The sequence below is a fragment of the Salimicrobium flavidum genome (assembly GCF_900156645.1).
In the GTDB taxonomy this organism is placed as follows: domain Bacteria; phylum Bacillota; class Bacilli; order Bacillales; family Halobacillaceae; genus Salimicrobium; species Salimicrobium flavidum.
Genome location: NZ_FTOC01000021.1, coordinates 1 through 14,644, shown reverse-complemented (window position 1 = coordinate 14,644; position 14,644 = coordinate 1). Strand labels below are relative to the sequence as shown.

The window sequence follows — 14,644 nt, the reverse complement described above, 5'->3', positions numbered from 1 at the left end:
GAGGATTCTACGACTACCACATGCTTCTGGGAATCGAAAGAAAACGGAAGAAAAACGAAGGAATTCTAAGAATACATTAATATAAAGAGGGAGGAATTCACTATGCTTACTACTATTTCATGGATTGCGCTTAGCATCGGAATCTTATCTTCTATCATTATTGCAATCGATGTTTATAGACATCCACAGATGATGAAAATCATGAACTTTGTGTGGCCGATCAACGGCTGGTTTTTTGGACCATTCGCCATATGGGCCTATTACCGGTGGGGACGTCTGAAAGCGAAGGATAACGAAAGGAAAGATGAGAGAGGAAAAGCGGCAAAAGTTTTTCTTTCCACCAGTCACTGTTCTTCCGGGTGCACGCTCGGAGATGCGGTTGGAGTACCGATTGTGGCCGTCACAGGGCTCGCGATAGCCGGATCCACTCTATTCGCTCATTACGCAGTGGAATTCATTCTGGCTTATGGCTTCGGAATTATTTTCCAATATTTCGCGATTCATCCTATGAGTGAAGACAATACCCCTATGGACTCGATCAAAGCTTCCATCAAAGCGGATTCACTTTCCCTGATCGCTTTTGAAATCGGCATGTTCGGATGGATGGCGATTGTACACTATGTGCTTTTTGCAGAGCCTCCGGTTCCTACAGAAGCAAGGTACTGGTTTATGATGCAAATAGCCATGATTTTAGGTTTCCTTACGAGTTATCCGGCTAATTGGTGGCTTGTTAAACGAGGAATCAAAGAAGAAATGTAGTTTTTTTCTTTTTTTTCGTGAGCAACTCAGCATCTTGTAGTTGTTTTTTGTCTGAATATTTCGTAAAATTTTATCTATACTTCATTCTGAAAAGAGAAAAGGAGAGATTTTATGACATCTCAGCAACTGCATATGCTTTATCATACATGTACGATCTGTAACGGCTCAGGAAAATATACCGAATATGATGACGGCAAAGCGAGTATGCTCGCCGCTCACTACCTCGATGTAACGGAGAAAACGGATAAAGAAGCCTGGGCTCAAGCTTTCGAGGAGACCCGTTATATGATTGAATGCACCACGTGTCACGGCACGGGAACCAAATTGAGCGCCGAAGGCCAGGAAGTCTATCAATTCTTACAACAACATGCTTAAAGAAAAGCGGGGCCATCCAGTTAGAAGCTCTAAGATAAGCGGCCGGGGCTGGCTTCGGACGACCTTATCCGAAACAGGACTGAACGCTTATCTTACGTGCTTCTCGATGGCGGAGCTAGACAAAAAAATAGCGGATCCATTCGTTTAGAAGCGCTGGCATAAGTGAATCGGGCAGAAGAAAAGCGTAAAAGCCCGTTTAGAAGCTCTAAGATAAGCGGACACACTTGGCTTCGGATGAACTTTTCCGAAACAAGAGTGGCCGCTTATCTTATGGGCTTCTGGGCTTTGAAGCTGGACAAGAAAAGCGACACCACCCTGCTTAGAAGTTCTGGAATAAGTAGGGGTTTCTCTTTTTTCAGGCGTTTTTTCCTGAAAAAGAAATCACTGCTTAGGACACGGACCCCTGGATAATAGAGCTGAACAAACGAGAAAAAGCGAGGGAGCAGAATGATCTGCGCCCTCGCTTTTTATAATTTCGGCTTTGTTAAAGCCTGTTGTTGATTCTAGGAACGAAGGGTGGAGACACCTGCGGTAGAAGCATGAACGGAAAATCACCGGAATCGAACGTAGAGAGATTCCGGAAGTTTACGTCATACCCGCGGTAAGCTTCCACCCGAAGGGACGAAAATCAACAATAAACGATAACAGAGCCTTAATTTTAAGAGGAGAAACTTTTTCGCAATGATGACAGTACATCTTCGACAGATTTGCCCATCCCTGCTTCGACCGCTGCGACATACCCGCCTTCTACAAGTGGTATATCTTCAGCAATATAACAATTCTTCCTCTCCGTCAGCTCCACTGCCATCTCAGCATTCATGCCTGCGCTTCCTATATCATACAGGAGAATCACACCAGCGCCATCATCCGCTTCTTCCAATGCCTGCTGGATCTTCGGCGCACTGGTTCCAATCCCCCCTTCTTCTGTACCTCCGGCGGGTATCACCTTCACGTCTGAGACAGCTTCTGAAATGATATCTTTCGTTCCTTCTGCAACTTTCGAGCTGTGAGAAATCAGTACCACACCAACGTTTGCCATCCGTTACGCTCCTTCCTTCCACACATCGGCCAAAGCCTGAAACAAATAGAACGAAGAAGTCGACCCCGGATCCACATGTCCTCTGGAGCGCTCCTGGAGATAGGCGGCTCGCCCCTTCGTCGCCAAGGTGTCTTTGGTATTCTCCATTGCCTGCTGAGCGGTTTCTTCCAATTTTTCCGCCTGAACATTTTGCCCGTTCTTCAGAAAATCAGCTACAGGATGCCAGACATCAATCATCGTTTTTTCTCCCTGATCGGCCTTGCCACGCTGCTTTATACCGTTCAGAGCTTCTTCTACTGCATCGGCGAACTCAGCCTGCGTCACCGGGTCTTTTCCCTTAAGCACCATAGACATCTTAAGAAAAGCTGTACCGTATAAAGGACCGGAAGCGCCGCCTACCTTCGACATAAGAACGGTAGCCGTATCCTTGAAAACGTCTGCGATTGTATCGTAGTCTGTACTACTGACTTTCGCTTCGGCTTCCTGGAATCCCCGGGACATGTTCAGTCCATGATCTCCATCACCAATCGCCTGATCCAGCTCCGTCAAATATTCCTTGTTCGATTGGATAAGTGCATTCGTTTTTTCAATCCAGGCTACTGCCTGTTCTACTTTCCATACCATTCTTTCAACCTCCTATCTACGAAAAGCAGGAGTGTCTGCGCCAGCATCCAGCAACTGCTTCATTTCTTCATCCACTTTCATCACTGTTATGGAGAATCCAGCCATTTCAAGGGAAGTCATGTATTCACCTACATAGGTGTGAGTGACCTTTATTCCACTCTCCTTTAATCTGTTCTGCACGTAACGATTCACTATATAAAGTTCCGACTCTGGCGTTGCCCCGAGTCCATTGATGATTATTGCAACTTCCGAGTCATTGAAGTCCACACTATCCTTCAATACTTTTTGGAGTAATTCTTCAGCAATATCATCAGCTGAAGAGATTTTTTTCCGTTCAATCCCCGGCTCCCCGTGAATACCTATACCCACTTCGATTTCATCATCTTCAAGCTGAAAATTCGGTCTACCCGAGCCGGGTATAGTGCATGGGGTAAGTGCCACTCCCATCGATCTGGTGTTAGCTACAACTTTTTCAGCCATTTGTTTCACTTCTTGAAGCGACCCCCCTGCTTCAGCCTTGGCCCCGGCGATTTTATGAACGAACACCGTTCCCGCAATACCCCGACGACCCGATGTAAAAGAGCTATCTTCTACAGCCACATCGTCATTTACGACGACTTGTTCTACTGAAATCCCTTCCGCTTCAGCCATTTCTCTCGCCATCTCAAAATTCATTACGTCTCCCGTGTAATTTTTGATTACGAGAAATACTCCATTCCCACTATCCACGGCCTTTATCGCTTCAATTATCTGATCAGGGGTAGGAGAAGTGAACATTTCTCCCGCCACCGCCGCATCGAGCATTCCCGTCCCTATATAACCGGCGTGTGCAGGTTCATGACCACTTCCTCCTCCACTTATGAGAGCGACCTTTCCGGATACAGGAGCATCGTTTCTTAAAAGGACCGTCGTCCCCTCCAACGCCCTGACATATCCGGGGTGAGCCATCCGGAAGCCCTCCAGCATTTCCTCAACGACATCGTCCGCCTGATTGATCACTTTTTTCATTACTATCCTTCCCTTCCTCGTTAATAAAGAAACCTTCACCCTTTTGTCATACTTGTATTTAAAAGACTTCCTCCATCTCACACTTTCTATTCATATATTCACTGTACCCTTACGCGAAAACGCTGTCAAAATTTCAAATGAAAAGGCTCTGCTTCATTGGAAAATATAACTGTTCGATTTTTTTCGCAAAAAAAGTCCTCCCTCAATTGAGGAAGGACAATACCCAACTCTCCCTTACTAAAAAAAGTACAAGTCTCCCTGAACATGGAAACGACTCTCCCAAAAGTCTTCCTGTTCAGTAAGTTTATTATAGTCTATCTTTCTAGTAAATTTAACCTTAATCGATTAAAATATGATTAAGTATTACAAATATTATGACAAATTCATTTTCACTATACTATTCCCAAAGGCCTTTTTAATGTACTGCACGTTACGCGGGAGCTTTCCACGGGTGACGATTCAGCCTCCTCGTTCCTCTATGGTGGTTCTACCATAGCCTGCTTTGCTATTAGAGTCATCGCCTCGGTCTTTTTCAAATCAATAAATATCAATAATGATCATGAACAGATCCATTTCCCAATAAAATTTCACAAAAATATACTTTTAACTTTTGTTTTTTCAGGGTAAAGGTACCTATACTAGCATATCGAAAATTAAGATTAAAGTAGTATAGTCCACTACTATAATAAACAAATATGATCGATTCAGCTTATTTAATTTCCATTTACTAACTTTATTTATCCTCGAACCTCCTCTTATATACATTTTCATACTACGTAAAAAGTCTTCGCTTCTATAGAATTACGTGAAGGACGAAAAGCTCGACGTTCTGGCGTTCTATTCTTGATAATCTATGGGAATACACTTCCCGGAGAAAGAATGCATGTGCAATAGGAGGTTGACGAGGCGACCGGTTGTGAAGTCCCTTCTACCCCACGGATTAGGAACGAAAGCGATTTTGTTTTCCTTTTATCTAAAATCGCACAGAAAGGTGATATCGATTATGAAACCTATTCGTTTATTGATTGCCGATGACCATGCTATTGTCCGCGATGGCTTCCATACGATTCTTTCTGGCCAGCCTGGGTTTGAAGTCGTGGCTCTTGCGAAAAACGGGGAAGAAGCGTGGGAAAGACTGGAGAAGCACAAACCGGAGATAGCTATACTTGATTGGGACATGCCGGGGAAAAACGGAATAGAAGTTATGGAAGAAGCGCTCGAAAAAGAACTCCCTTCAAGCTTCCTGATTCTTTCTTCCTATCAGGATGATCAACTCGCCCTCGAAGCCCTGAAAAAAGGAGCGAACGGATTTCTACTGAAAGACTGGGAGACAGAAGATATCATCCAAACCGTGAAGGATTGCGCTAAAGGGAAGCTCATATTCCCTGCTTCGATGGGCCCTGCGTTGCGTCGTTCCATGATATTCAAAAAGCGGAAAACTTTCTTTTCCCTTTCTGAACCTGAAGAAGAAGTTCTTATGTGCATCGCTGAAGGAATGAAAAATAAAGAAATAGCCGAGACGTTATATTTATCAGAAGGAACAATCCGAAATTATACAAGTTCCATTTATAAAAAACTGGGGGTCAAAACGAGAAGCGAAGCAAGCTCCCTCTACAAAGCCCTCCATCACTAAAAAAGCGGAAGCTCCCGCTTAGAAATACTGGCATAGGTAGATCGTTCAGACGAAAGGCGCTCTTTCCTTTCTATGATCCGAGACTACCTATGACAAGAATTTCTGGGAGCTGAAGCTAGACAAGAAAAGCGGAGCCACCCCGTTTAGACCCCCCTGCTTAGGACATGGACTTCAGGGTGGTGGAGCTGGATCAAAAAAAGCGGAACCATTCGTTTAGAAGCTCTAAGAGAAGTATTTTCATCCTGCACAGCACTATCTATAAAGAAAGCGTACTTCCGCATTCAGACGGGAAGCACGCTTTCTTTCAGTTCTTTTAAAATTTGATCGTACATTTCAGGTTCTACCATCATTTCACGTTTCCAGCAGGTCTCCATCCACAGGACGAGTTCTTCTTTCGAATTGAAAACCTCACCGCTTCGGTCAAAGTTCTGAATCATATACCTGCCATTGTCATCATCCGCCACCACTAAACAGGGAAGGGCACATTCAGTCGTCATGAACTCGTATTCCATGCCTCCACCTCCTGCAGGTTCTTTCTATATAGTATACCCGCTACGGAGAAAGTTGAACCTTCACAATCCTTCAGGATATAGAAATTCCTGTGTCGTTTCACCGACGAAATACAGCTGGTGTAACGCCCTTGTCATAGCCACATATAACAATTTTATATCGAGTTCTGTATTCTGATACGTTTCTTTACCGTTCACAAGAATCACCGCATCAAACTCCAAACCTTTCGCCAGATAGGAAGGAAGAATAGCCACTTTGCCATGTTCGAGCTTTTCGTCTTTCGTTAAAAGCTGGACGTTTTCGCTCTCCCATTTTTTAAAGAGAGAGGTAGCATCTTTCATTGTTTTCGTAATAATTGAAACAGATAACGCCCCGCGCTTCCAAGCTCTCTCCACTGTTTCTGCGAGCGCTGTTTCTTTCCTCGTTTTATCCACTTTAATAAAGTCAGGATTTTGACCATGTCTGACGACCGGTTCCGCTGTATCAAGGTGGGGCATCCTTTCAGTAAGAAGGTTATTGGCGGTCTCCATAATTTCCACAGTGGTACGGTAGCTTTTCTTCAGGGTACGATATATCGCCTTCGGAAAAATATGCTCCATCACCGTATCCCAGTCGTGGAGTCCACGGTAGCTGTGAATCCCCTGGGACAAATCACCGAGAATCGTAAACAAATCGGTGCCGGTCGCTTCTTTCAACGCATAAAGCTGGAAAGGGCTGTAATCCTGAGCTTCATCGATGACAACTTTTTGGAAACGGTTCTCGTCCTTCATACCATACATACGTTTTTTCAAATAAAGAAGCGGCGCAAGGTCCTCCAGCTCAAAATTATTGGACTTGAGCTTTTTCAAGGAAGTAAGACTCATCTGTTGCAGTGAAGCATCGTCTCTTTCGCCGAGCTTTTCCATAAAGTCTTTGTAATGATCGACGACTTTCCAGACAGCAATATCCTTCATATACTCATCGACCACTTTCCCGGTAGTCTGTTTGATACTATCCAGTTTCCGATCTCTCTCTTCGTGGAGCTTCACAACTTTCGGACGTCGTTCTTCCGTATTCGTCATTGAATAATAAAGGCGGTCGAAGGAAGCTTCGAACTTATCTTCTACTCGTTTTTCCATCTCTTTCTTTTTCTTTTTGAAATCGGTCTTCAGTACCGACTTTACTTTTTTCACACGCTCATAGTAAGGGAGATAGGCGTATTCTTCGAAGAACAACCGCTCCACTTTTTTCCCTTTGAACACGGTGAATCCTTCAATTTTCAAATCTTCGACAACGCGAAAGGAATGTTCGAAATCACGGATATAAGCATCCACCTCTTCTTTGAAATCAAGAGACCCTTTATACCCGGATGCCCAGGCAATAAAATCGTTATCTTCCTGACCGTCTTCCAGTAGAGTTAATAGCTTTTCATCAGAATCCTGGACCTTCACCTTCCGGCCGATCGCCTGACGGACATATTCGGTGAACGTCGTCTGTCTGATGTCATCGACTCCGAGTTCAGGCAAGGCTTCCGAGATATAATCGATGAACAGGTCGTTCGGAGCCAAGATCATAATATTTTTCGGATCCACTTGTTCCGAGTACGTATAGATGAACATCGACAAACGATGAAGAGCAATCGTTGTTTTTCCACTACCCGCTACTCCCTGAACTACAATCGGTTTTGAAAGATCCGCGCGGACGACTTCATTCTGTTCCGCCTGGATCGTAGAGACGATTTCGTTCAGCCGGTGGTCCGCACTTCCTGAAAGGGAAACCTGAAGGAGTTCATCCCTCGTCGTAACATCGATATCCCTTATCTCCTCAAGTACTCCGTCTTCAATGACATATTGCCGTTTCAGATTGAGACTCCCGTCGATCGTTCCTGCTTCCGCTTCATAGGATGATTCTCCGAGCCTTCCGTCATAATAAAGACTCGCTATCGGAGAACGCCAATCGATGATGACGGATTCGTGCGTATCTTTCGTAAACAGGGAGACTTTCCCGATGTAATAGGATTCTTCCTGCCCGCTTTCTTCATTCTGAAAATCGATCCGTCCAAAATACGGCTTCTTCACCACTTTCTTCAGATGGGCAAGATCAGAAGCAGACGTTTCGAAAAATCTCGCATTTACGAGAATATTGATATAGCTGAGACTGCTGTCCAGGTGATCGAGATTGACAAAGGCTTCGTGGATATTCTCTTTCGAAGCCCGCTGTTTTTGTTCCGCTGCCTCTAAAAACTCGTTGATAAAAGATTTCGTATAGTCCAGACGATCCTTTTCTATCTGATGATCCGGGTGTTGTTCCGCCATATATTTCTCCTTCCTTCTATCCATTCATCCACTTAGCATAACAAAGACTCCTGCGTTATTGTAGACTTTCGCAGACGATTCCGTCCTTATCGTTCCCGTCAAGATTATGCGGATCCTTTGCTGGTCCCCCTTCCTCTTCAAAAAACTGCTGCGCCTCCTTATGTGTCGCAAAATCACTGCAATCCTTGTCGTTCGTCGAGGAGGAATTGTCAGAACGGAACCCTTCTTCTGCAACATACCCGTCCTTCGACCATATCCCTATACCTTTTTCCTTTGCATCTGCTTCCGATTCTTTCAGTCGTTCTGTATATTCATAAGGAGGGTCGTATTCATAAGCGTAGCGAGCAAGCCCTTCTTCCAGCAACTGCTCATTGAACAACTCGCCGTCCACCCATATGTAAGCCAGAAGTCTGTCGTACTTATCACGTTTAGGCCCGTCATACTCCATTTCCACTTCTTCACCTTTCAACTCCTTTGTCGCAAATTCACTCGCTTCTTTGCCGAATGGCTGTACCGGTAGAGACGGATGCTTCGTCTCCGGAGTGTCGACGAGCAATAAGCGGACACTTTCTTCTTCCCCGTTATGCTTGATGCGGATCGTATCTCCATCCACCACTTCGGTTACGATAGTAGTATTCGATCCGGAACAACCGGAAAGTAAACACAAAATAATCACGATCGCCACCGAAAAAACCTTTCCCATTACGTTCCGCTCCTTCCTTTTCGTTGCATGTTTACAAGAGGAATCTAATATATTGACGAGGAAATAAGCCTTCGATATAGTAAAGACTAGTTATGTCATCATCGCAGGAGGATCTTCATGATTTTTGCTATATTCATTGCGGCTGCCATTGTCGTAATCTTCGCCGCCATTCAATTGAACAAATACGGGGATGTCATTTCCCAGAAATCGACCTGGAGCGGGGCCATGGTCGGCACGCTTCTGATCGGAGGTGCAACGTCCCTTCCTGAACTGACGACGAGCCTTACTGCCGTCTACATCGATAATGCGGATATCGCTGTAGGGAATATGCTCGGGAGTAATGTGTTCAACGTCTTGATTCTCATGATTTTTGATTTCATTTACAGGAAACAGAAGGTGTTCAATACGGTGGATCAGAGCACACATGTGCCCATCGCTTATACAGGCCTGATTATGACCGCTCTGCTGGCCGTTTCCCTACTCTGGCAGAACACGCCCGACTTATTCAATGTCGGTATGGAAATGTACCTGCTTGTAGCGATTTATATAATCGTTATGAGAAAAGCAGGCGAGCCCGAAGAAGAAGCGGAAGAACCGACTTCTTCCCTGACACTCAACCAGGGGGTCACCCGTTTTATCATCGCTGCACTGATCGTCTTCGCTGCAGGCAGCGCTCTCGCCATCTACGGAGACCTGATCGCTAAAGAAACAGGAATGAATGCAAGCTTTGTGGGGAGCTTCCTGATCGCAGCCTCCACTTCCCTTCCGGAACTGGTAACCGTCCTTGCGGCATTCCGGATCATGAATTACTCCCTGGCTATCGGATCGATACTCGGAAGTAACCTGTTCAATCTACAGCTGCTCGTGGTCACAGATTTTTTCTACAGAAAAGATGCCATTTTGAACGTCGCTGCTCAAAGCAACGTCACTGTGGCGCTTCTAGGGTTTGTGATGATCGCTCTCACCATTTTCGCTTTGCAGCGCATTTCCGTCAAGCGTGTGTTCACCTATGCCATACCTTCATCGGTTACAGTAATCCTTTACTTTGTCGCTTCCTATATCATGTTCTGACGATGGAAAGCGACGTGTTTTTTCTTACGCATCGTTCCATAAAAGAAGGTATACAAAAATCCGAACAGTATTGTTCGGATTTTTAAACGTAAAAGTAGTTTTTATTCCAGCCTCATTTTCAGATGATGAATGAGCCTGGTTACATTTTATTTAATTGACTTTCAGCCATCTCTCCTACGACAGGAAGATGGTAACGTTCTTTGTTATAAGCTTTATACATAAGGAAAATCCATAAAATAAATGAGACGGGAGACAGCAGTATTCCGATAAGCCAACCGATGATCGGTATCACACCAGCAACGATACCAAGAATGAAAATCGCTCCGAACACGATCGTAGACTGCATGGCATGAAAACGGATGAACGAATTCTCCTTTTCTACAAGCAGGAAGATGATTCCCGTGATGAATCCAAGCAGATACGCCAACAATCCTCCGATATTCTCCTGGAGACCCGTAGATGACGATACAGGGGGACGCGTATCATTAGCCATTTTTCATACTCCTCTCGATGTGTGAGTTTAAAAAACTGAATATTCAAAATATATGTTCATTATACTATATTCTTCTCATACTCACAAGGAGAGTTTCTTAATCTGTTTCGTCAGCTCTCTGTATGTTTCCGCTTCTTGTTCCTGTCCAAGATCTTTGTATATTTTCGCCAGCCACTGCACAGGTGCAACTTCTTCCGGTTTCATTTCTGAAGCGTATTGAAAACATTCGAGTGCCTTTTCCTTCTGCTCAAATTCATAATAGAGACGACCGAGCTCTTCCATACGATCCAGCTCGTCCTGCCACTCTTCCATTTTTCTGATATTTTCGTACGTCCCGGTCTCTTCAATCCCCTCGAATTTCTCCAGAGCCGCACGGACATCGGCAACCGGGTAAGAAGGAAGCACTTCCCGGACAAACGCATGAATCAGCTGCTCTTTCGCTTCTGTCCTGACACGGAAAATTTCCCGCAGATACCGTTCCCACACAGGAAGAGAAGTTACAAGAGACCTCTCTGTCAAAAGCGCGTTCTCCGCTTTTCTACACTCTTTCGGGGTCAGCACCGCCTCCTCACCTTCTAAAAGGAGGAAAACATCGTTCAAGCGGTTCTTTTCAAGATATCCGGAAAGAAGGCGCTGTTTCGCTTCTTCATCAGAGGGAACCAGCTGATAAGCATGCTCTACTATTTGCAATTGCTCTTCAGAAGTGAAATGGAGACGGAACACTTCATCGTAATCTTCGTAATGAGACTTTCCTTCGTTGAATGTAAGTAATGCAAAAGCTGTATATTCAAGAGGGTGGGTTTTTTTGAGTACGGTCAATAAACGATCGTCCCGGTCGTGGAACATCTGCTTTTCCGCGTGGAGCGGGTCTTTTTCCCATAATTTCATCGGGGGGAGGTCATAGGTTTCCTCGAATTGCTGGAAATGAAGGTCATGTGATAATTCTTTGACGAAGCGGTGGTTGGGAGCGAAATCCATGAGCACACGGATGATTTTATACGCTTCGAACATTTTTCCTTTGCGCCTTATGTCATAGAACAGATTTTTCATCTCTTCAAGGAGCTTTTTCTTTGAAAGGAAAGATTCAAGAAAAGTGAGGATATAGACCTGTTCCTGGTGCGTGTACTTGCCGGAAAGGTGCTGAAGTAAAGAGGTGTACGTAGAGGTAGGGAAAGGTTTATGCAGGTTCAGACGCTCAATCAGAGGGTGAGGGGCGTCGCAGATGAAGCCGTTTCGGAACGCTCGTCCGAGAAAGGAATTATATTTCACTTTCGTCGCCTGGATCGCTGTCACATAGGTCTCTTTATAGAAAAAAAGATAATACACATGGACTCCCCGTACGGCTTCCACAATCTGTGCCCGTTCATAAAAAACGGCTCTTAAAGGCTTGATGACCCGCTTATCTTTATTTTGAGAAAGACTCCATTCCTGTTCGTTCATGCTTCATACCTCCCTTTTGCTTGGCTATACAATAACATACCGGCATATTATTTTACAAAAAAAGACCGGCCGTTACGCCCAAAAGGTTACGCCGGCCGGAAATTCTCATGATGCAAGAATTACAGTGATTCCATATTGTTTAAACACGTCTTCCCATTCAGATGATGGACTTTCATCGGTAATAAGAATATCGACTTCCTCCAGGGAAGAATACGTGTAAAACCCTTGTTTCCCAAGTTTGGTATGATCGGCGACCACAATCACTTCCCCCGCACGCCTGATCATCTGTTTCTTCACATATCCATCTTCTTCATGATAGCTAGCTAAACCTTCCGCGGTGATGCCAAGCGTACCCATAAATAGTTTATCCGCGGTGATGTGCCCCAGTTTATCGAGCACAGATGGTCCATAAAGAAAACGCTGTTCTTTGTTCAGCTGCCCCCCAAGAAGATGAATCGTTGCAGAAGTTCCGGATAGAGCTTCAGCTGCATTAATTGAATTCGTTACTGCTGTAAACGAAGAAACATCTATGAACTCCGGTATAGCCTGCACCGTCGTGGACGTATCAAAAATGATGGAATCATCTTCATGAATGAAAGAAGCGGCAACTTGAGCAATCCGTTCTTTTTCTTCGCTGGCATATTCCAACCGTTCCGTATAATACAAGCGCCCTGGCTGCTTCTTCGGAAGCATGGCGCCCCCATGCATTCGAAGAATTTCCCCACGTTCGGATAGTTTCACTAAATCTCTTCGGGCCGTATCGCGGGAGATGTGGAACTTTTCACAGATATCCTCTACACGAACTCTTCGTTGTTTGTGAAGCATATGAATGATCTCTTCTAATCGCTCTTCCTGATACATAACATCACCTTTAAGTATTTATAAGTAATTATAATCTTTTTTAAGTGTTTTTTCAATGCATACATTTATTCTCCGAAGATATGAAAAGAACCAGGGGGAGGCCTCCTGGTTCTTATGCGTAACGTAGTTTTTCCAAAACTAAAGCGATTGATGTATCTTTCTCCTCCGTTATACGCATCATACGGAACTTCATCTCCTGCAGCCGCCCCTTCTTCTTTACAAAGGTGACATAGCCTGAAACCGTGTCCATGTTACTGGCTCTCAGTTTCTTCAGATTTTCCTCCATAAATAACCGGTCGCTTTCTACGATTATTTCCTTTAATAAAGGTGCGACTTGCCCATCCGTCTCTTCATATTCAAACATACGCCTTAAGGAAGCACTCATATAAGTAATCGTTCCCATGTCTTCAAGAAGGATGAGCTTTTCCGCGAGCCGATCCAAAAGGCGCTGATAACTCTTTTCTTTTTGAACAAGCCGCTCTTCCATCCTCTTGCGATTGCTGATATCTATACAGGAACCGATCACTTCCACTACCTGATTCCCGCTCACTACCGGCGATAAAGAAGCTATGTAGGAAACTCCGTTTATGTTTCCTTCATACATGACCCCCTGCTCTCCATTCCACGCCCGTTCGTAGTAAAATTCTTTATATTCAGCCGTCTGATCGGAAAAAAAATGACGCAACGGTCTTCCCACCACCTGCTCAGGAAGAAGGTCCATTTTATATAATAGTCCCCCTTCACACATCGTATGAATGAATAGGCCGTCCCTGCGCTCATATTTAAACGTGAAACCCTGCTGCTTTTGAACCGTTCTCAGCAGATCTTCCCTTTCGAGTGCAAACGCCTTTTCCCGTTGCCATATAGAATTCTCGGCATCTCCCACGCCCCGTTCCTTCACCATTCCCTCCCACACCCTCATCTGTTCTTTGAACACAGAGGCAGGAACAGGCTTGCTGAATAAATAGCCTTGAGCTTCCTCACACAGATTCCGCTGCAGAAGCACGAGATGCTCCCTCGTTTCGACCCCTTCCGCCACGACCCCGAGATTAAGTTGATGGCCTATAGCGATGATCGTTTTCACGAGAGACTGGTCGTTCATATCAGAAGTTGAAGTGAAAACGAAAGATTGATCGATTTTCAGCTTATCGATCGGCAGATTCTTCAGATAGCTGAGAGAGCTGTAGCCGGTACCGAAGTCATCAAGACTGATGCTGACCCCAAGGGCTTTGAACCCCCGGAGGCTCCCCAAAACGTGGTCCACATCTATCATGACATTTTCCGTAATTTCAATTTCCAGGAACTTCGGGTCCATCCCCGTCTCATGGAGAATCGTCGCGACGTTCTCGACGATTCCACTTTCGTAGATCTGTCTTGGAGAAAAATTTACGGAAACGACGATAGACCCTAACCCCTGCATCTCCCACTCCTTATGCTGGAGACATGCCTGGCGAAGTACCTCTTCCCCAAGCGGGATGATCAGACCGGTAGTTTCCGCCAATGGAATGAAAGTATCGGGGTAGACTACGCCATATTCCGGGTGACTCCAGCGCACTAACGCCTCCGCTCCCATCATTTCTCCTGTACGAATATTCATACGCGGCTGATAATGTAGAAAGAACTCTTCTTCCTGCAATCCTCTCCTCAGCTCACATTCTTGCTTCGTTGCACTACTGGAGCTTTCCATGCTCATCTCCCCGCCTTTCTCTGGCTACATCCACCTCTTATAAGTAATATTCGGCTCTCCCTAATCAAGTGTGCTTGACATTGAAAAAAGCAGAATCTTCCTCTAATGTTTAAAGTACCAACCCAAAACATCGATAGAGAGGAAGAT

14 protein-coding genes are annotated in these 14,644 nt (G+C 44.9%); 4 read left to right on the top strand and 10 right to left on the bottom strand.

Annotation, left to right across the window (positions count from 1 at the left end; genetic code table 11):
* Positions 1–102: 102 nt before the first annotated feature.
* Entirely contained in the window at positions 103–759 is a 657-nt protein-coding gene (locus BW944_RS14485; RefSeq protein ID WP_076560918.1) for a DUF4396 domain-containing protein, read from the top strand.
* Positions 760–870: 111 nt separating this feature from the next.
* On the top strand, positions 871–1,134 hold the full coding sequence (locus BW944_RS14480) for a hypothetical protein (RefSeq protein WP_076560917.1): 264 nt from the start codon (positions 871–873) through the stop codon (positions 1,132–1,134).
* 658 nt (positions 1,135–1,792) lie between these two features.
* Here BW944_RS14480 and dhaM read toward each other — a convergent pair.
* The 3 genes from dhaM to dhaK are packed head-to-tail and all read right to left on the bottom strand — an operon-like array spanning position 1,793 to position 3,805.
* On the bottom strand, positions 1,793–2,173 hold the full coding sequence (gene dhaM, locus BW944_RS14475; RefSeq protein WP_076560915.1) for a dihydroxyacetone kinase phosphoryl donor subunit DhaM: 381 nt from the start codon (positions 2,171–2,173) through the stop codon (positions 1,793–1,795).
* Positions 2,174–2,176: 3 nt separating this feature from the next.
* The gene (gene dhaL / locus BW944_RS14470) at positions 2,177–2,797 is read right to left on the bottom strand and encodes a dihydroxyacetone kinase subunit DhaL (RefSeq protein ID WP_076560913.1); all 621 of its coding nucleotides are present in this window, start codon (positions 2,795–2,797) and stop codon (positions 2,177–2,179) included.
* A 12-nt stretch (positions 2,798–2,809) separates the two neighbouring features.
* On the bottom strand, positions 2,810–3,805 hold the full coding sequence (gene dhaK, locus BW944_RS14465; protein ID WP_076560911.1) for a dihydroxyacetone kinase subunit DhaK: 996 nt from the start codon (positions 3,803–3,805) through the stop codon (positions 2,810–2,812).
* Between the two features lie 1,003 nt (positions 3,806–4,808).
* Here dhaK and BW944_RS14460 point away from each other — a divergent pair.
* The gene (locus BW944_RS14460) at positions 4,809–5,438 is read left to right on the top strand and encodes a response regulator (RefSeq protein WP_076560909.1); all 630 of its coding nucleotides are present in this window, start codon (positions 4,809–4,811) and stop codon (positions 5,436–5,438) included.
* A 281-nt stretch (positions 5,439–5,719) separates the two neighbouring features.
* Here the strand turns inward: BW944_RS14460 and BW944_RS14455 are convergent, their stop codons facing one another.
* The 3 genes from BW944_RS14455 to BW944_RS14445 are packed head-to-tail and all read right to left on the bottom strand — an operon-like array spanning position 5,720 to position 8,945.
* Complete coding sequence (locus BW944_RS14455) at positions 5,720–5,950, bottom strand: hypothetical protein (protein ID WP_076560907.1); 231 nt, start codon at positions 5,948–5,950, stop codon at positions 5,720–5,722.
* 60 nt (positions 5,951–6,010) lie between these two features.
* Complete coding sequence (helD, locus tag BW944_RS14450) at positions 6,011–8,242, bottom strand: RNA polymerase recycling motor HelD (protein ID WP_076560905.1); 2,232 nt, start codon at positions 8,240–8,242, stop codon at positions 6,011–6,013.
* Positions 8,243–8,297: 55 nt separating this feature from the next.
* The gene (locus tag BW944_RS14445; RefSeq protein ID WP_076560903.1) at positions 8,298–8,945 is read right to left on the bottom strand and encodes a thermonuclease family protein; all 648 of its coding nucleotides are present in this window, start codon (positions 8,943–8,945) and stop codon (positions 8,298–8,300) included.
* 117 nt (positions 8,946–9,062) lie between these two features.
* Between BW944_RS14445 and BW944_RS14440 the strand changes: the two genes are divergently transcribed.
* A complete protein-coding gene (locus BW944_RS14440; RefSeq protein ID WP_076560901.1) occupies positions 9,063–10,016 on the top strand; it encodes a sodium:calcium antiporter in 954 nt (317 codons plus the stop codon).
* A 139-nt stretch (positions 10,017–10,155) separates the two neighbouring features.
* Here BW944_RS14440 and BW944_RS14435 read toward each other — a convergent pair whose 3' ends face one another.
* The 4 genes from BW944_RS14435 to BW944_RS14420 all read right to left on the bottom strand — a co-directional run bounded on the left by BW944_RS14435 (position 10,156) and on the right by BW944_RS14420 (position 14,497).
* Positions 10,156–10,509: a DUF4870 domain-containing protein gene (locus tag BW944_RS14435; protein ID WP_076560899.1), complete on the bottom strand. Its 354-nt coding sequence runs from the start codon at positions 10,507–10,509 to the stop codon at positions 10,156–10,158.
* Between the two features lie 81 nt (positions 10,510–10,590).
* Complete coding sequence (locus BW944_RS14430) at positions 10,591–11,949, bottom strand: hypothetical protein (RefSeq protein WP_076560897.1); 1,359 nt, start codon at positions 11,947–11,949, stop codon at positions 10,591–10,593.
* Between the two features lie 105 nt (positions 11,950–12,054).
* Positions 12,055–12,810, bottom strand: coding sequence for a DeoR/GlpR family DNA-binding transcription regulator (locus tag BW944_RS14425; RefSeq protein WP_076560895.1), 756 nt, complete (start codon positions 12,808–12,810; stop codon positions 12,055–12,057).
* Between the two features lie 112 nt (positions 12,811–12,922).
* Complete coding sequence (locus BW944_RS14420) at positions 12,923–14,497, bottom strand: sensor domain-containing phosphodiesterase (RefSeq protein ID WP_076560892.1); 1,575 nt, start codon at positions 14,495–14,497, stop codon at positions 12,923–12,925.
* Positions 14,498–14,644: the final 147 nt, after the last annotated feature.